Origin of the sequence: Oscillochloris sp. ZM17-4, assembly GCF_019599295.1 — a bacterium.
Lineage (GTDB): Bacteria > Chloroflexota > Chloroflexia > Chloroflexales > Chloroflexaceae > Oscillochloris.
Genome location: NZ_JAIEWN010000015.1, coordinates 54,230 through 71,473, shown reverse-complemented (window position 1 = coordinate 71,473; position 17,244 = coordinate 54,230). Strand labels below are relative to the sequence as shown.

General features: G+C 69.6%; 12 protein-coding genes, 1 tRNA gene and 2 pseudogenes. 13 read left to right on the top strand and 2 right to left on the bottom strand.

Annotation, left to right across the window (positions count from 1 at the left end):
- Positions 1-175: 175 nt before the first annotated feature.
- The 3 genes from K2Z83_RS13150 to K2Z83_RS13140 are packed head-to-tail and all read left to right on the top strand — an operon-like array spanning position 176 to position 4,758.
- Positions 176-2,290: a PQQ-binding-like beta-propeller repeat protein gene (locus K2Z83_RS13150; RefSeq protein ID WP_220595642.1), complete on the top strand. Its 2,115-nt coding sequence runs from the start codon at positions 176-178 to the stop codon at positions 2,288-2,290.
- 2 nt (positions 2,291-2,292) lie between these two features.
- Complete coding sequence (locus tag K2Z83_RS13145) at positions 2,293-3,480, top strand: PP2C family serine/threonine-protein phosphatase (RefSeq protein ID WP_220595641.1); 1,188 nt, start codon at positions 2,293-2,295, stop codon at positions 3,478-3,480.
- 6 nt (positions 3,481-3,486) lie between these two features.
- On the top strand, positions 3,487-4,758 hold the full coding sequence (locus K2Z83_RS13140) for a VWA domain-containing protein (RefSeq protein ID WP_220595640.1): 1,272 nt from the start codon (positions 3,487-3,489) through the stop codon (positions 4,756-4,758).
- Between the two features lie 154 nt (positions 4,759-4,912).
- Here the strand turns inward: K2Z83_RS13140 and K2Z83_RS29960 are convergent, their stop codons facing one another.
- Positions 4,913-5,131: a hypothetical protein gene (locus K2Z83_RS29960; RefSeq protein WP_370650173.1), complete on the bottom strand. Its 219-nt coding sequence runs from the start codon at positions 5,129-5,131 to the stop codon at positions 4,913-4,915.
- On the opposite strand from K2Z83_RS29960, the pseudogene K2Z83_RS29955 reads away from it, so the two are divergent.
- From K2Z83_RS29955 to K2Z83_RS13105, 7 genes and pseudogenes are all read left to right on the top strand, one after another.
- A pseudogene (locus tag K2Z83_RS29955) lies at positions 5,036-5,230 on the top strand (FHA domain-containing protein); the annotation flags it as partial. The gene K2Z83_RS29960 and the pseudogene K2Z83_RS29955 overlap by 96 nt on opposite strands.
- Before the next feature lie 55 nt (positions 5,231-5,285).
- Positions 5,286-5,837, top strand: a pseudogene (locus K2Z83_RS13130) (DNA polymerase beta superfamily protein); the annotation flags it as partial.
- A gap of 43 nt (positions 5,838-5,880) precedes the next feature.
- Entirely contained in the window at positions 5,881-6,345 is a 465-nt protein-coding gene (locus K2Z83_RS13125; RefSeq protein ID WP_220595638.1) for a dual specificity protein phosphatase, read from the top strand.
- Positions 6,346-6,421: 76 nt separating this feature from the next.
- Positions 6,422-7,219, top strand: coding sequence for a MerR family transcriptional regulator (locus K2Z83_RS13120; RefSeq protein WP_220595637.1), 798 nt, complete (start codon positions 6,422-6,424; stop codon positions 7,217-7,219).
- 622 nt (positions 7,220-7,841) lie between these two features.
- Entirely contained in the window at positions 7,842-8,192 is a 351-nt protein-coding gene (locus K2Z83_RS13115) for an STAS domain-containing protein (RefSeq protein ID WP_220595636.1), read from the top strand.
- A gap of 24 nt (positions 8,193-8,216) precedes the next feature.
- Positions 8,217-9,008 carry an anti-sigma factor antagonist gene (locus K2Z83_RS13110; protein WP_255603877.1) on the top strand — a complete coding sequence of 264 codons (792 nt, stop codon included), beginning with the start codon at positions 8,217-8,219 and terminating at the stop codon, positions 9,006-9,008.
- Positions 9,005-12,106: a SpoIIE family protein phosphatase gene (locus K2Z83_RS13105; protein WP_220595635.1), complete on the top strand. Its 3,102-nt coding sequence runs from the start codon at positions 9,005-9,007 to the stop codon at positions 12,104-12,106. The genes K2Z83_RS13110 and K2Z83_RS13105 overlap by 4 nt, the downstream gene beginning before the upstream one ends.
- On the opposite strand, the gene K2Z83_RS13100 is transcribed toward K2Z83_RS13105, so the two are convergent.
- Positions 12,048-13,484, bottom strand: coding sequence for a cyclic nucleotide-binding domain-containing protein (locus K2Z83_RS13100; RefSeq protein ID WP_220595634.1), 1,437 nt, complete (start codon positions 13,482-13,484; stop codon positions 12,048-12,050). The two genes, K2Z83_RS13105 and K2Z83_RS13100, sit on opposite strands and share 59 nt — an antisense overlap.
- Positions 13,485-13,646: 162 nt before the next feature.
- Here K2Z83_RS13100 and K2Z83_RS13095 point away from each other — a divergent pair, with 162 nt between their 5' ends.
- The 3 genes from K2Z83_RS13095 to K2Z83_RS13085 all read left to right on the top strand — a co-directional run bounded on the left by K2Z83_RS13095 (position 13,647) and on the right by K2Z83_RS13085 (position 16,890).
- Positions 13,647-15,440: an aldehyde ferredoxin oxidoreductase family protein gene (locus K2Z83_RS13095; RefSeq protein WP_220595633.1), complete on the top strand. Its 1,794-nt coding sequence runs from the start codon at positions 13,647-13,649 to the stop codon at positions 15,438-15,440.
- 138 nt (positions 15,441-15,578) lie between these two features.
- Positions 15,579-16,703, top strand: coding sequence for a glutamate 5-kinase (gene proB, locus K2Z83_RS13090; protein WP_220595632.1), 1,125 nt, complete (start codon positions 15,579-15,581; stop codon positions 16,701-16,703).
- 93 nt (positions 16,704-16,796) lie between these two features.
- Positions 16,797-16,890, top strand: a tRNA-Sec gene (locus K2Z83_RS13085).
- The last annotated feature ends 354 nt before the right edge of the window (positions 16,891-17,244 follow it).

Below are 17,244 nucleotides of genomic sequence, written 5' to 3'. Positions count from 1 at the left end.
GTGGCGAAGCCACCCCCAACCCCCCGCATGGCGGCGATTCGCATCAGCCCCGGCCTAAAATCCCCCTGAGGGTTGCGGTAGGTATAGGGAGTCACTATAATAGAACCTCAGGCGTGTGAGCAGCGCACCCACGTTCCTGTCACTCTTCCGCCCCCCGCTGTTACGAGGAAGTTGCATGGGCCTGATCAAAAAAGTCGGCACGAAGGGACTTGGCACGCCGTCGGCAGATGACAGCACGCGCCATATCCCTCCCGCCGGCGATAGCACGCAGCAGGCCCCCCCCGCCGGCGATGACGGCACGCGCCAGATCACCCCGGCGCCGCTCGATGACGGCACGCGCCAGATCACCCCGGCGCCGCCCAGCGACGGCACGCGCAACCTGCCGCCGCCGCCGCCGCCGCCGCGCGCCGCCCCGCCGGCGGAGCCGGAGCCCGGTATCGCCGCGATCCAGATGCTCGCGCCGGGCACGGTGCTCCAGGGCCGCTACCGGGTCGAGGAGCCGATCGGCATCGGCGGGATGAGCGTCGTCTACCGCGGGCGCGACCTGCGCTTTAAGGATGTGGCCCGCTACTGCGCGATCAAGGAGATGTCGCAGAGCGCCCCCGACTCGCACACGCGCGCCCTGAACCTGAAGAACTTCGAGCGTGAGGCGGGCCTCCTCGCCACCCTCCAGCACCCGGCCATCCCTAAGGTCTACGATTTTTTTGAGGAGGGCGGGCGGATCTACCTGGTGCTTGAGCTCATCCCCGGCAAGGACCTGGAGGCGGTGCTTGAGGAGTCCGGCACGCCGCTGAGCGAGGCCCGCGTGGCCAACTGGGCCATCCAGATCTGCGATGTGCTTAGCTACCTGCATAAGCACACCCCCCAGCCGATCGTCTTCCGCGATATGAAGCCCTCGAATGTGATGGTCGTCGGCGACGACCGGATCGTACTGATCGACTTCGGCATCGCGCGGAGCCTGAACCGCAGCGACCGCAAGGGCACCATGATCGGCACCGAGGGCTACTCGCCGCCCGAGCAGTACCGCGGCATGGCTGAGCCTCAGGGCGATCTGTACGCCCTCGGGGCGACCATGCACCACCTGTTGACGAACACAGACCCGCGTCTGGAGACGCCCTTCACCTTCCAGGAGCGCCCCATCCGCCAGCTCAACCCCGCCGTCTCCCTGGAGATGGACGCCCTGGTGGTGAAGGCCCTGGAGTACGACATGTCGGCCCGCTGGCAGAGCGCTGATGAGATGAAGCAGGTGATCATGGCGGCGACGGGAGCCGGCGTCGTGCGCCCCGCCGCCGGGGCGATCTCCGCGCCGGCGGTGGCGAAGGGCCACGGGACGACGGAGCTCATCTGGAGCTTCACCTGTGAGGATGAGATCCGCTCCTCGCCGACGGTGAGCGGCGGCATGCTCTTCGTGGGCTGCTACGACACCAACCTCTACGCCCTCGATGCCGCGCGCGGCGAGTTCCGCTGGAAGTATGCCACTGAGGGCGGGATCAACTCCTCCCCGGCGGTCTGGCAGGACTATGTGATGGTCGGGTCGGAGGACGGCGCGCTCTACGCCTTCGACATGCGCCGCGGCGGGCTGCGCTGGACCTTCCGCACCGGCAAGCCGATCCGCTCCTCGCCACGGATCGAGGACCGCGTGGTCTTCATCGGCTCCGACGACCAGCACATCTACGCGATCGACGGGACGCGTGGCACGCCGATCTGGAAGTACCGCACATGGAACCCCATCCGCTCATCGGCCTATGTCGGCGCGCAGGTGATCTATATCGGCGGCGATGATGGCCACGTCTACTGCCTGGACGTGCGCAGCGGCAGCCTGAAGTGGAAGCAGCGCACCCAGCAGCCGGTGCGATCCTCGCCCGTCTACAGCGAGGGGCTGGTGTTCGTCGGCTCGCTCGACCAGAACCTCTACGCGCTGGACGCCGAGGGCGGCTGGCCGGCCTGGCGCTTTCGCACCGGCCACTATATCAACTCCTCGCCCTGCGTGGTCGGCACCCGCGTGTTCGTCGGCGGCGTCGATGGCTTTATGTACGCCCTCGACACGAAGAACGGCCGCCTGGCCTGGAAGTACGAGACGGGCAGCCAGATCACCTCCTCGCCGAAGGTCGAGGGCGGGCGCGTCTACTTCGGCGCCGTGGATGGCAACGTCTACTGCGTCGACGCGGGCGCCGGCACGCTGATCTGGAAGTACCCCACCGGCGCGGCGATCGTCTCGACGCCGGCTGTGTCCGAGGGGGCCGTCTATGTGGGCAGCATGGATCATCGTATGTACGCCCTGAAAGGCTAGGTATGGCATTCTTCCGTAAGCTGTTCCGCGGGAACGAGGGCGAGGCGAGCCCGCCGGCGCCCGACGCCGACGCGCCTACTAAAGCGGGCGCGCCCGCCGCCGACCCGCCGGCGCCCGACGCCGGGGGCGCGGTCACGGTTCCCGACGCGGCAGTCTGGTGGGATAGCTCGGCCCCCGCCGCAGCTGAGGCCCCGCCGGCCCGGCAGTCTTCGGCGGAATCCGCAGAGACGCCGACCGCGCCGGTGAGCGTGCTGGAGGTTGAGAAGGCTCGCCAGCGCCTCGCCAGCGTCGCCGCCCAGGTCGCTGCGGCCACCGGCCCGGAGCCGGTGAGCCTGAACACCGAGCCGGTCGACGCCACTCACCAGCTTGAGGCCAATGATGCCCCGGCCCTCAGCTCCCGCCAGTCCGCCCAGGGCCTGGCCGCCATGGCCGCCCGCGACATCGGGCGGGTGCGCGAGATCAACCAGGATAGCGTCTTCGCCATGATCACCACGCTGCCCCGTGAGGGCTCCGACCTCTCGGTGGGCCTGTTTATTGTGGCCGATGGCATGGGCGGCCACCAGGGCGGCGAGGTGGCCAGCCGCCTGGCCATCCGCACCGTCGTACACCAGGTGCTCAGCGAGCTGGTGCTGCCGGCCCTCGACGATAGCATGAGCGCGGCGCTCCAGCCGCTGATGATCTCCGCCGTGCAGGCGGCCAACCAGGCGATCTGGGATACCGCCCAGGCGATGGGCTCGGATATGGGCACCACCTGCACCGCCGCGCTGCTCGTGGGCCACGGCCTCTATATCGCCCACGTCGGCGACTCGCGGGCCTACCTGTACGAGCCGGGCGGCCTGCGCCAGATCACCACCGATCACTCCACCGTCGGGCGGCTCATTCAGCTCGGCCAGCTTGAGCCCTCCGAGGCCCGCGAGCACCCCCTGCGCAACCAGCTCTACCGCACCGTCGGCCAGCAGGCCCAGGTGATGGTCGACTTCATCTACCAGCCCCTCGGGGTCGGCTCGCACCTGCTGCTCTGTAGCGATGGCCTGTGGGGCATGGTCGATGACCCGGCCCTGGCGCAGGCCCTCACGCGTAGCCCGTGGCCCCAGGACGCATGCAATGAGCTGATCGCCCTGGCGAACTTGGCCGGCGGCGAGGATAATATCTCCGCTGTGGTTGTGTCGCTGCCGATGGCAGAAAGGTGATCGCCGATGGCACCGGGCATCCAGCTTCGTTCCACGCTTAGCCGCAGCGCGCTGCCCGATGTCGCCGAGGAGCAGCTGATCTATGTGCTGCTTGAGGTAAGCGCCCAGGGCGTGCCGACGAGCACCCCCAAGCTGCCGCTCAACCTCTGCCTGGTGATCGACCGCAGCTCATCGATGCGCGGCGAGCGGCTCCAGCAGGTGAAGGAGGCGGCCGGCCGGATCGTCGATATGCTCGGTGAGGAGGACTACCTCTCGCTCGTCACCTTCAACGACCGGGCCGAGGTGGTGATCGCCGCGCAGCGGGCGCGCAATAAGGGCGACCTCAAGCGCCTGATTGGCGGCCTCGAGGCCGCCGGCGGCACTGAGATGGCCACCGGTATGGCCCTGGCCCTCCAGGAGGTCCAGCGCGCCATCCTCGGGCGCGGGGTCAGCCGCATCCTGCTGCTCACCGACGGGCGAACCTACGGCGATGAGAGCCGCTGCGTCGAGATCGCCCGCCGCGCCCAGGGCCGCGGGGTTGGCCTGACGGCGCTCGGCATCGGCAACGAGTGGAACGAGGACCTGCTTGAGACGATGACGGCCCGCGAGAACAGCCGCACCCAGTACATCACCTCGGCCAGCGAGATCGCCCAGATCTTCACCGATGAGGTGACGCGCATGCACTCGGTCTTCGCCCAGGACGTGCAGCTGCGCGCCGAGGTGCGCCCCGGCGCGCTGCTCCGCTCGCTGGACCGGGTGCGGCCCTTCATCGCCACCGTGCAGGTCGTCGAGGAGAAGGACCGGGTCTGGGCGGCGAGCCTTGGCGACTGGCCGGGGAGCGACCCGCAGGCCTTTCTGCTGGAGGTGGTGGTGCCGCCGCTGGCTGTGGGCGACCACCCGCTGCTGCGGCTGACCCTGCGCTACAGCCTACCCGGCATGAACCTGATCGACCAGGAGGGCCACCTGGTGCTGCGCGTCGGCGTGCGCGAGGCGGCGAGCGTGCCCTATGATGTGGACGCCACCGTGAAGCACTGGCTGGAGCGGCTGGTGGCCTACCGGCTGCAGGCCGGGGCCTGGCAAGATATGGAGGCCGGCCGGATCGAGGAGGCCACCCGGCGCCTCCAGATGGCCGGCACGCGACTGTTCGATGCCGGCCAGGTTGACCTGGCCCACACCGTGCAGGAGGAGGCCACCCGGCTCCTGCGCTCGGGGCAGACGAGCGCCGAGGGCCGCAAGCGGATCAAGTACGGGACGCGCGGCCTGATCGATAGCGGCGAGGCGCAGGAGCGCGAGGCGTGATGGGACAAGGATCACGATGATACGCTGTAGCAACTGTAACGCGAAGCAGATGAACGGGGCGATCTTCTGCTCGGAGTGCGGGGCCGCTGTGTTCAGCGGCGGCCCGCATCGCGAGACGACCACCTCCCTGAAGCAGGAGGCCGACGGTCTGCCCTCAGTGGTCGAGGCGGATCCGCTGATCGTAGTGCCCGAGCCGACGGTCGCCATTGGGGTTCAGAGCATCAGCCTGGTGGTGATCAACAGCGGCCGGCGGATCAACCTTGAGGCCGGCGAGAAGCTGCTCGTCGGGCGGAAGGATAACCAGCGCGGGATCTTCCCCGATGTCGACCTCGGCCTTGACGGCGGCTATGACGCGGGGGTGTCGCGCCGCCACGCGATTATTGTGCCCTTCAGCCAGGGCTACGCCCTGGAGGATCTGGCCAGCGCGAATGGCACGTTCATCAATGGGCGCAAGCTGTCGCCCCAGAGCCCGACCCCCATCCAGCACGGCGATGAGCTAAAGTTTGGGACGCTGATCTTGCGCTTTCGGCCTGGAGCTCGACCTGGTCACCCACGACGTGGAGAAGTTCTGCCGGCTGCTGCTGCGGCCCAACGGCTACGTGCTGGAGCAGCTCTGCTCGCCGCTGGTGATACACACGACGCCGGCCCACGCCGCGCTGTGCGCCCTGGTGCCCGGGCTGCTCACCCGCCACCACGCCCACCACTACCTGGGCTTCGCGGCGACCCAGTGGCGGCTGTTTGCGGGCGAGCGGCCGCGGCGGGTCAAGCCGCTGCTCTACGTCTTCCGCGTGCTGCTCACCGGAATCCACCTGATGCAGACCGGCGATCTGGAGGCGAACCTGGTGGCGCTCAATGAGATCTTCCGGCTGCCCTACCTCCCCGAGTTGGTGGCGCGCAAGCTGGCCGGGCCAGAGCAGGGCACCCTGCCTGACGACGACATCGCCTCGCTCGCCGCCGAGTACGCCCGGCTGCGCGCGGAGCTGGAGGCCGCCCGTGAGGCCAGCCAGCTCCCCGACGAGCCGAGCGCCCGCGAGGCGGTCAACGATCTGCTCGTGCGGGTGCGGCTGGGGGAGGCGTGATGGAGAAGGTGACCTCTGTGATTGAAGGTTCGACGAGCAGGATATGACCATGCAGCCCATCCGCCCCTGGCTGCTGATCGGGAAGTACCGCGAGACGCTCGATAGCGACCTGCTGGCCCGCGCTCAGGTCGGCGCGCTGCTGCACCTGGCCGCCCGAGTCGAGCCGCCAGACATCACGACGCTCTACCTGCCGGTCGAGGACGGCGAGCCCCTCGACGCGACGACACTGCGGCGCGGGGTGGACTTCATCCTGGCCCAGCGTGCCGCCGGCAAGACCGTGCTGGTCGCCTGCGGGGCCGGCATCAGCCGCTCCACGACCTTCGCTATCGCCGCGCTGAAGGAGGCCGAGGGGCTGAGCCTGCTGGGCGCCGCGCGGGCAGTGCGCCGGCTCCACGCCAACGGCCTGCCGCACATGGCCCTCTGGTCCTCGCTCTGCGCGCACTATGGCGAGCCCGACGACTATATGGCGCTTATCCGCACCGCTGAGCCGGAGTCCGAGCAGGGATGAGCAAACTCCCGCTTGACTCTCAAGCCGCTTGAGGCGGTAGGATCATCACGGTGGCTGTCCTGACGAGGAGCGGACCATGCTCAAGATCGGCGAGTTCTCACGGGTGTGCCAGGTGCCGGTGTCCGCGCTGCGCTACTACGCGGATATCGGCCTGCTCCCGCCGGCCCAGGTTGACCCCCTGACCGGCTACCGCTTCTATACGATGGAGCAGCTCCCGCGCATCCATCGTATCCTGGCCCTGCGTGATCTGGGGCTCTCGCTCGATCAGATCGGCCTGATGCTCCGCGAGCCGCTCTCGCCCGCGCAGATCCAGGGCATGCTCCGGCTGCGTCAGGGCGAGCTCAGCCAGCAGATCGCGGAAGAGCAGGCGCGCCTGGCCCGAGTCGCGGCCAGGCTGCGCCAGATTGAACAGGAGGGAACGATGTCTGACTACGATGTGGTGCTGAAGGAGGTCGAGCCCCAGCTGGTGGCCGGCATCCGGTCCGTCATCCCGAGCTACGGGGCCATCGGCGCGCTCTTCGATGAGCTGTACGCCTACCTGGGCCAGCACGGCACCGGCGGCATGGCCGTCGGCATTGACCACAACGAGGAGTACAAGGAGCGTGACCCGGAGATGGAGGCGGCCGTCTACCTCGCCGCCCCCGTGCCAGAGGGCGGCCGGGTGCGGGTGTACACCCTGCCTGGCGTCACCGTCGCCAGCACGATCCACCGCGGCCCCTGGGAGGGGCTGAGCCAGGCCTACGCGGCGCTGATGGTCTGGCTCCAGGCGAGCGGCTACACGCCGAGCGGCGCCAGCCGCGAGCTCTACCTGCAACAAGGGGCCACCCCTGACGCCCATGTGACCGAAGTCCAGATCCCGGTGCGCCAGCGCTAGCCAGCCTGCGGGCGAGCGGGGCTGCGCTGTCCGCGCCGCTGCTGCGCGCGCGGCGCGGCACGCGGGTCAGCTACGACAGCCTGCACTACCAGTGGGCGAAGGTCTGCGCGCGGGCCGGGCTGCTTGACGATGGCCAGCCGCGCTACACCCTGCACCAGCTGCGCCACACCCTGGACAGCGACCTGATCGCCGACCTGCCCGAGCAGGTGGTCAGCCGCATGCTCGGCCACCGCGACCCGCGCGCACCCGGCGCTACGCGGCCGTCCACGACGAGCAGGTGCGCGCCGCCCTCGCCGCGAGGCGTCGGAGGTGAGTGGTGCCTGTACGCCAGCGACGGGTTGCGCTGCGATAGATTCAGCATCGTGCTGCCGTATTCGGCCACGGTTACAGATACGCATTCTACAGATTATAATAATCGCCAGAATGCTTGTTACAGAACTGCCCCCTGTCCCCTATGCTATAATAAAGGCACAATGAGGTTTCAGGGATATGGTTCAGTTTATCTGTATATAGCACATACTGATGCGCTCTCCCTATACCCTATACCCTATACCCTGTACCCTGTACCCTGTACCCTGTACCCTTGTCTCATGGCCTGGCTACGCCGTACGAAGGAGGCAGTATGGAGATCAGCCACCGCCCCATGAACCGGGTGGATCTGCTGGAAGTCACCGGGCGTGTCGACGCCGCGACGGCGTCGAAGCTCAAGCAACAGATCGATGCCCTCTTCGATGAGGGGCGCTACCGTATTGTCCTCGACCTGGCCGGGCTCGAGTATGTCAGCAGCCCCGGGCTGCGCGTGCTGATCGAGGCGCGCAAGCGGGCGCGCGAGTGGAAGATCACCGACCTTGAGGGCGGCGACATCCGGATCGCCAACCTGCCCCCGAAGATCAAAGAAGTGTTTGACCTGACCGGATTCACCTCGCTCTTCGAGATGTACGGCGATACCGTTGAGGCGGTGGGCTCCTTTTAAACTATGAAGGATGAAGGATGAAGGATGAAACGCTGTTTCATCCTTCATCCTTCATCCTTCATCCTTCCAGCTATGGACACCATCACCCTCACCGCCGACCTCGACGCGCTGGCGAAGATCAGCGCCTTTATTACCGCCGCCGCCGAGCGATCCGGCCTTGATGAGCGGGCGACGTGGCAGGTGCAGCTGGCCGTCGATGAGGCCGCGACCAATGTGATCCAGCACGCCTATGACCAGGAGGACCCCGGCGATATCACGCTTGGCTGGGCCTGTGAGGGGGGCCGCTTCATCATCACGCTGCGTGACCGGGGCCGCCAGTTCGACCCGGAGAGCGTGCCGCCGCCCGATATCAACTCGCCCCTGGAGGAGCGGCAGGTTGGCGGGCTCGGCCTCTACCTGATCACCAGACTGATGGACGAGGCCCGCTTCGACTTTCACCCCCAGGAAGGCAACGTCCTCACCATGGTCAAGTATCTCAGCTCCACGCACCGCGATGATGTCGTGACCATGCCGATCAGCGGTCGCGTGGATGCGGTGACGGCGCCGCAGCTGAATAAGACCGTCCACGCGCAGATCGCGTCCGGGGCGCGCTTTGTGCTGCTCGACCTGAGCGACGTGACGTTTCTCTCCAGCAGCGGGCTGCGCTCGCTGCTGCTCATCCGCAAAGAGCTGATGACCCTCGGCGGCGAGCTGCGCCTCGCCGGGCTCCAGCCCCAGGTCCACGAGGTCTTCGCCCTGACGGGATTCACCCAGGTGTTCGCCATCCACACGACGGCAGAGGAGGCCCGGGCCTCGTTTGGCCTGGGGCGTGCTTGAACCGCGAACGGCTACTGATCGTCTACTGCCTGATGGTCGGGGGCATCGGCTGGCTTTGGCTGGCCCTCACCCCGCCGCCCCCCACGCCCCTGTTTGCCCTGCTGCTCTTCGGCGCCATCGCCCTCTCGGTTGACACGCTCAGCTTCCGCGTGCCGCCCACCGACGCCCACAGCATGGGCGGCCTGGTGCTGGTCATGGCCGCCCTCGCCCTCGGCCCGGCCCCGGCCGCGCTGCTCGCCGCCTGGGAGGGCCTGCTCTCCGGCGCGCTGCTGCCCTTCGTCTACCGCCGCCCGCGCAGCGTCTACCTGCTGCTGGCCCGGCCCTTCCTGCGCGGCGGGGTGCGCGCCGTCGGCATCCTCGGCGGGGCGGCCCTGGCCAGCGCCGCGCTGGGCGCGCCGCAGTACGACCCGGCCACGCTGAACCCTGAGGCGCTGCTGCTCTGGACGATCCTCTGCTCGGCGGCCTCGCTCCAGCTCGGCCGGATCGGCCGCGAGTACCTGCAGGGCGGCCGCAGCGGCGTGACCACCTGGTGGCGCTCCACCTGGCGGCTGGCCCTCGGCGTCGAGCTGGCCCCGCTGCCGCTGGCCCTGCTCGGCGCGGCGATCTACCTCCGGCTCGGCGTGGGCTACTTCTGCCTGGCCGGCCTGGCCCTGATCGCCGCCGCCGTCGCCGTGCGCCGGGCCAGCGTCAACCTCCTGTCGCAGCGCCGCTCGGTGCGCGAGCTGGCCATGCTCAACGAGGCCAGCCGGGCGATCATCCGCAGCGAGCTAGACGCCGAGGCCCTCTGCGAGCTGATCTACCGCGAGGCCAGCAAGGTGATCGACACCGGATCCTTCCACCTCGGCCTCTTCGACGGCAGCGACTACACGCTCATGGTGCGCGTCCAGGACCGCGTGCGCCTGCCGCGGCTCACCGTCGACCTCGCGGCGGGCGACGGGATCATCGGCTGGATCCGGCAGACCGGGCGGGCGCTGCTGGTGGAGGACTTCGCCCAGGAGATGAGCCGGCTGCCGGCGCGCCCGCGCTACCAGAGCGAGCGCCCGCCGCGCTCGGGGATCTATGTGCCGCTGATCGCCGGCGAGGATGTGATCGGCTCGATCTCGGTGCAGAGCTACCAGCCCTCGGCCTTCGGGGCCAACGACCTGCGCATGCTCTCGCTGATCGCCGACCAGGCCGCCGTGGCGATCACCAGGGCGCGGGCCTTCCGCCAGGCCAGCCAGCGCGCCATCCAGCTCCAGGCCATCCACGAGGTCAGCGAGCAGATCACCGCCATCCTCAACCTGGAGGAGCTGCTGCCCTCGATCGTGCGGCTCATCCGCGAGCACTTCGGCTACCACCCGGTGCATATCTTCACCATCGACGATGGCGGGCAGGCGATCCGCTTCCGCGCCAGCACCGCCGACCTCTCGCGCCAGGAGATCATCGCCGCCGAGCCGATGCGGCTCGGCCAGGGCGTGGTGGGCAGCGCGGCGGCCAGCCGCGCGGCGGTGCTGGTGGGCGATGTGCGCCTCGACCCGCGCTACATCCGCGACGCCAAGGACACCCGCTCCGAGCTGGCCGTGCCGCTGCGGATCGGCGAGCACGTGATCGGGGTGCTGGATGTCCAGAGCGATCAGGTGAGCGACTTCGACGCCGACGACCTGTTTGTGATGCAGACCCTGGCCGGCCAGATCGCCGTGGCCATCGACAGCGCCAACACCTACACGGCCCAGCAGGAGCAGGCCTGGACGCTGAACGCGCTGCTCCAGATGTCCGAGAACATCGGCAGGGCCAGCACCCTCGACACGCTGCTCTCGACGGTGGTGCGGATGCCGCCGCTGCTGCTCGGCTGCAGCCGCTGCTACTGTCTGCTCTGGGTGCGCGAGGGCCACTTCGCGCTGCTGGCGGCCTACGGGCTGCCGGGCGATCTGCGCGACAAGCTGGTCGGGCAGCCGGTCGGGCTGGATGCGGCGCCCCTGCTGGCCCGGCTGCGCGCGCCAGTCGCCGACGGCGAGGCGCCCACGCGCCCGCTGGTGCTTCCGCGCGCCCAGTCACACCCGGCGGAGTGGCCGCAGCTGATCGGGCCGGCGGGCAGCGGCACCCTGGTGGCCCTGCCGATGCTGGCCCGGGCCAGCCTGCTCGGCGCGCTGATCTTCGACTGGGACGACCCCGATATCGTGCTGGACAGCCGCCAGATCAACCTGAGCACGGGGGCCGCCGCCCAGGTGGCGGGAGCCCTGGAGAGCCTGCTGCTGGCCCGCGAGGCCGAGGAGGCCGGGCGCATGGAGCAGGAGCTGCGGGTGGCCCGCGAGATCCAGACGGCGCTGCTGCCCGCCCACCCGCCGCAGATCGCCGGCTGGCAGATCGACGCCGCCTGGCGCTCGGCCCGCCTCGTCGGCGGCGACTTCTACGACTTCTGGCCGCTACGAAAGGTAGAAGGGAGAAGGATGAAGGATGAAGATCGGGCGGTCACTGATGAGTCGCTGCCAGACAGCGCTGGCGGCGACTCATCCTTCATCCTTCATCCTTCATCCTTTCTCGGCTTTGTGATCGCCGACGTGAGCGACAAGGGCGTGCCGGCGGCCATGTTCATGGCGATGTCGCGCTCGCTGGTGCGCGCCGCCGCCCTGGACGGGTCGGCGCCGCCGGCGGCGATGGAGCGGGCCAACCGCTGGATCACCCGCGACTCCGAGTCGGGCATGTTTGTCACGCTGTTCTACGGGCTGCTCGACACCGAGAGCGGGCGGCTGCGCTACACCTCGGCCGGCCACAACCCGCCGCTGCTCTACCGGCCGGACGCCGGCACCTTCGACGAGCTGCGCACGCCCGGGATCGCCCTCGGCGTGCTCGAGGAGATCAGCCTGAGCGAGGCAGCGATCTCGCTCGACCCGGGGGATGTGCTGGTCTGCTACACCGACGGGGTGACAGAGGCGATCGACGACGCCCAGCGCGAGTTCGGGGTGGAGCGGCTGCGCGGGGTGATCGCGGCCCACGCCGGCGAGGACGCGCCGGCGATCGTGCGGGCGATCGTCGGCGCGGTGGACCAGCACGGCCGCGCCCCTACTGGAACATCTCCTCGACGGGCACGAGGCGCAGGGCACCGGTGGGGCACGCGCTGACGCAGGCCTGGTCGGCGTGGCCGTGGCAGAGGTCGCACTTATCGGCGCGCTGGGTCTGGGTCAGCGGGATGTGCTTCCTGCGCTGGATCTGGCTGCGGGCCTGGCGGAGCAGATCCCAGAGCGGGCCGGAGGGCAGCTGCTGCGCATCCTGGGGCACGCTGTCGACGGCGTGGTAGGGGCAGGCCGTGACACAGTCGCCGCAGCCGGTACACGCGTCGGTGATGATCAGAATGCCGTCCTCGGTGCGCGCGAAGGCGTCCTCGGGGCAGGCCTCGACGCACTCGGGGCCGACGCTACACTGGCGGCAGGCGTCGAGCACATCGAGGCCATCGACCATGGTGCCGCCCATGTGCAGCCGCTGGTGGCCGTGGCGGCCGACGCAGGCCTCCTCGCAGATCCGGCAGCCGGGCGGGCAGAGGCTCGGCGTGCGCACGAGCAGGTGGGTGCCGCGCAGCAGCCCGTTGTCCACCGCCTGGGTCAGGCCGAGGGCGCGTGCCTGATCCTGGTGGACAGCGGCGTTGTTGCGGGTGCGGCTCTCGATCACCGCGCGCAGGCTCACCTCAAGCTGCGGCCGGTCGCGGATGAGCTGGTGAAAGTCTGGGCTGGGCAGGGCGAGCAGATCGACGGGGGTGATCGCGCGGATACTGGCGCGGTGGGGCTGGCGGGTGAGCAGGGCGATCTCGCCGAAGAAGTCGCCCTCGCCGAGGGTGGCCACCGTCTGGCCGCCCTGCTCGACAAGCACCTGGCCGCTCTCGATCAGGTAGAGGGCGTTGGCGCTATCGCCCTCGCGGATGAGCAGACTGCCGCGGCTGAAGCTGGATGGCCGCAGGCTGCTCGCCAGGCCCATGCGCTCGACGGGCGGGAGCTGGCCGAGGAGGGGCACCCGCGCCAGGGTACACTCCACGAGGCGGCGCTTGTAGACCTTGCGCAGGGCGGTGGCGAGCATGGGCATCATGCCCAGCGACTCGCGCAGGTCGGCGAGGGGCACCTGGAGCAGGTAGCAGCCGCTGAGGGACTGGGCGCTCATGCGGCGGAAGAAGTCGCCGAAGAGCGGCCCCTCGCCGCAGCAGTCGCCGGGGCCGAGCACGCCTATCAGCACCTCGCGGCCGTCCTTGTCGCGCATGCGGAGCTGGAGATCCCCGCGCAGCACGATGAAGATGAAGCGGTCACGCTTCTGCTTGCCGAAGATGGTGGCGCCGGGGGCGAAGGCGCGAACCACCCCCTGCTCGATCAGGCGCGCGAGCTCACCGGCCGGCACGCCGCGCAGGCAGTCGAGGGCGCCCAGCAGATCCAGGGACTCCTGGCGACGCTGGGCCTGACGCGCGATGCGGGCCTGGGCGGCGGTGGATACGCGCGCCTGGCCGTTCTTGGCGGCCATATCAACCTCTGTCTAGTGTCTCATGCGGCCCATGCATTGTACCATAGGGATACACGGGGCTGTATAATAGTGGTGGCACGCTATCGTACATCCCAACGAGCACGGGCGCGATCACTTGCGCCCCAGGTGGGCGCGGCACGCTGCGCCTGAACAGTCACCCGCATGGCACTGCGTACCCTCACTGTAGATCTGGAGCGCGGACACGCGCGCCAGCAGCTCCCGGCCACCGTCGAGCGTGACTATCTTGGCGGGCGCGGGGCCATCGCCTGGCTGCTCTGGAGCCACCTGCCGGCCGACACGCCGCCCCTCGCCCCCGAGAACCTGCTGATCTTCTCCGCCGGCCCGCTGGCCGGCACCGGCGCCTTCGCCACCGGCGGCTTCGTGGTGGGCACGCGCTCGCCGATCACCGGCAGCATCGGCTACAGCTGGGGCCAGGGCCACTGGGGGGCGGCCCTGCGCCAGGCCGGCTACGACCTGCTGATCATCCGCGGGCAGGCCCCTGACTGGTGCTACCTGGTGATCGACGGCGGCCAGGTGCGCCTGCGCCCGGCGTCGCACCTGGTCGGGCGCGACACCCTGGAGACGAACGAGGCCATCCGGGCCGACCTCGGCGACGACTTCCGCGTGGCATGCCTGGGGCCAGCCGGCGAGGCCGAGGTGGCCTACGCGAGCATCGTGGCCGAGGGCCGCTACATGGCCGAGCCGGCGGGGCCGGGCGCGGTGATGGGCAACAAGCGCCTGAAGGCGATCGCCGTGCGCAGCGGCCCGCCGATCGCCATCGCCGATGAGCGCCGCCTCGGCGCGGCGATGGATGTGGTGCGCCGGCGGGTCGAGTCCAGCCAGCTGGCGGCCGGCCTGCGCGAGATCGGCAGCGGCCACCTCCTCACCCAGGCGATCGAGTGGGGGGGCCTCACCGCGCACAATGGCCGCGACGCCCACCTGAGCGACGGCGTTGGCCACATGCGCAGCTCGCTGGCCATGCGCGGCAAGCGCGACAGCCGCGGCTGCGACGGCTGCCCCATGCCCTGCTACTTCGACACCCAGCGCCGCTCCGGCGAGACGGTGCCGCTGCCCGAGCTGGAGCTGGTGGCTGGATTCGGCGCGCGCTGCGGCATCTCCAGCCCCGACACCCTGCTGCTGATCGCCGACCGCTGCCTCAGGCTGGGCCTCGACCCGGCCTCGGCCAGCGCCGCCGTGGCCTTCCTGATGGAGTGCCAGGCCGAGGGGCTCAACCTGTCGGGCACGCTGCCCTGGGGCAGCGATGAGGCGGTGCTCGCCGCCCTGGATCGCCTGGCGGTGCGCCAGGAGCGGCGCGACATGCTCTCCCTCGGCATCGGCGAGATCGCCGATGTCTTCTGGGGCGGCGCCGCCTTCGCCCCGCAGGTGAAGGGCCTGGCCATGCCCGCCCTCGACCCGCGGGCGCTCACCGAGATCGCCCTGGCCATGGCCACCGCGCCGATCGGCGGCGACTACCGCTACGCCATGGCCTACGAGGAGCTGATCCCCGACCCGCCGGCCTGGCTGCCCGATGAGCCGTCGCACCCCCAGGCGGTGAAGGGCAAGGCGCTGCGCCTGATCTGGCACGAGCGGTTCGCCGCCATGCTCGACTCCGCCGGGATCTGCCGCCGCCTCGGCCTGATGGCCTACCAGATCTCGCCCGGCGAACTGCTGGCCCTGATCACGGCCACCGGCAGCGCGGTGAGCGGCTCGGACATGGCGCGCATCGGCGAGCGGATCATCACCGTCGAGCGGCTCTTCGCCCGCCGCTACGCCGATAACGGCGCGCTCGACGAGCTGCCCGCGCGCTGGAGCGAGACCCCCCTCGACGAGGGGCGCGCCGCCGGCCATATGCCCCGCCTCGCCGACCTGCTGGCCGAGTACTACCGCCGCCACGGCTGGGGCGCCGATGGCAACCCGACGGACGAGCGCCTCGCGGAGCTCGGCATCAAGCCGTGAGGGGACAGGGGACAGGGGACAGGGGACAGATCCGGAGCGTGACACAGGGAATAGATCCGGAGCGTGATATCCCCTGTCCCCTGTCCCCTGTCCCCTGTCCCCTGTCCCCTGTCCCCTCGCCTAGCAAAAGCTCCTTGAATGAACCACCCACTCCCGCGCCGGCTGGTGATCAAGCTCGGCACCAGCGTGCTCACCGCCGGCACCGACCGGCTCAACCGGCCCTATATGGTGGACCTGGCCCGCCAGGTGGCCGCCCTGCGCGCCGCCGGCGTCCACGTGGCCCTGGTCTCCTCGGGGGCGATCGCCGCCGGCCGGGAGCGCCTCGGCGGCGCTCCCCAGCAGCGCGCCCGGGCCAACGTGCCGCTCAAACAGATGTTCGCCGCCGTCGGCCAGAGCCGGCTCATGCACCTCTACGAGCAGCTCTTCGAGCTCTACGGCCTCCAGGTGGCCCAGGCCCTGCTCACCCGCGACGACCTGCGCGACCGGCGGCGCTACCTGAACGCCCGCAACACCCTGAACCTCTGCATCGAGCGCGGGATCGTGCCGATCATCAACGAGAACGACGCCCTCGTCACCGCCGAGATACGCGTCGGCGACAACGACAACCTCTCGGCCCTGGTGGCCGGCCTGATCGACGCCGACCTGCTGCTGATCCTGACCGACATCGACGGGCTCTACAGCGCCGACCCGCGCAGTGACCCGGCGGCCCGGCTGCTCAGCGAGGTGCCCGCGATCGATGAGCGGATCTGGGAGATGGCCGGCGGCGCCGGGACGGCCCGCGGCACCGGGGGCATGCGCACCAAGATCCAGGCCGCCGACCTGGCCACCCGCTCGGGCACCAGCGTGGTGATCGCCAGCGGCGCCGAGCCCGACGTGATCCTGCGGGTCGCCCGCGGCGAGCGGGTCGGCACGCGCTTCCCCAGCGCCGTCAGCCACCTCGAGTCGCGCAAGCGCTGGCTGCTGGCCGAGACGGTGCGCCACAGCCAGCTGGTGGTGGACGCCGGGGCGGTGGCGGCGCTCACCCGCCAGGGCAAGAGCCTGCTGCCGGCCGGGATCGTCGCGGTGGACGGCAGCTTCGACCGTGGGCAGACGGTGCGGATCTACGCGCCCGACGGCCGCGAGATCGCCCGCGGCCTGACCCAGTACCGCGCCGCCGACATCGGGATCATCTGCGGCATGCGCTCGGCCCAGATCGCCGAGGCCCTCGGCTACGACTACGGCCCCGAGGTGGTCCACCGCGACGATATGGTGGTGCTGAGCTAGCGCAGTGGCGCTAGCTCAGCACCGCCATGCCCCCCGTCGCCTCTATGCACAGAGATATTGACACAGGGGCGATCCGCCCCTACAATCGGCGGCGAGAGCGGATGTGGCCCGGTGGCTGCCCTCGTCTTCAAAACGGGTGGGCGCGGTGACGAGCCGCGCCGGTGGGTTCGACCCCCACGCGCTCTCGGATGTTGTAAAATTACCCGGATTTTTTGAACTTGAACCCTGGATTTTTTGAAGTTCCCTGAATTCCTTGAAGTCCAGGGGGCAAGCCTCTCGCACACTGGTTTTGAAGACCAGTCGCACTATGCACTTCCGCGCCCACTGGTTTTGAAGACGAGTCGCACCGTACACTTCTTGCGCGGCTCAGATTCGCGTCGCAGTTGATCGTTTTGAGGGATGACCATCCGCGTCGCACTGCTCAGATCTGCGCAGTGACCACTGCAACTGGCCGACGAATGCCGGCGAAAAAGGAGGCCGTTATGTCGCACCGCTCAGATCTGCGCAGTGACCACTGCAACTTGGCGCTTGAGCTTCGCGG

Coding starts and splice junctions, on each gene's coding strand:
- K2Z83_RS13150 (WP_220595642.1), top strand. CDS start 176: ATGGGCCTGATCAAAAAAGTCGGCACGAAGGGACTTGGCACGCCGTCG.
- K2Z83_RS13145 (WP_220595641.1), top strand. CDS start 2,293: ATGGCATTCTTCCGTAAGCTGTTCCGCGGGAACGAGGGCGAGGCGAGC.
- K2Z83_RS13140 (WP_220595640.1), top strand. CDS start 3,487: ATGGCACCGGGCATCCAGCTTCGTTCCACGCTTAGCCGCAGCGCGCTG.
- K2Z83_RS13125 (WP_220595638.1), top strand. CDS start 5,881: ATGACCATGCAGCCCATCCGCCCCTGGCTGCTGATCGGGAAGTACCGC.
- K2Z83_RS13120 (WP_220595637.1), top strand. CDS start 6,422: ATGCTCAAGATCGGCGAGTTCTCACGGGTGTGCCAGGTGCCGGTGTCC.
- K2Z83_RS13115 (WP_220595636.1), top strand. CDS start 7,842: ATGGAGATCAGCCACCGCCCCATGAACCGGGTGGATCTGCTGGAAGTC.
- K2Z83_RS13110 (WP_255603877.1), top strand. CDS start 8,217: ATGAAACGCTGTTTCATCCTTCATCCTTCATCCTTCATCCTTCCAGCT.
- K2Z83_RS13100 (WP_220595634.1), bottom strand. CDS start 13,484: ATGGCCGCCAAGAACGGCCAGGCGCGCGTATCCACCGCCGCCCAGGCC.
- K2Z83_RS13095 (WP_220595633.1), top strand. CDS start 13,647: ATGGCACTGCGTACCCTCACTGTAGATCTGGAGCGCGGACACGCGCGC.
- proB (WP_220595632.1), top strand. CDS start 15,579: ATGAACCACCCACTCCCGCGCCGGCTGGTGATCAAGCTCGGCACCAGC.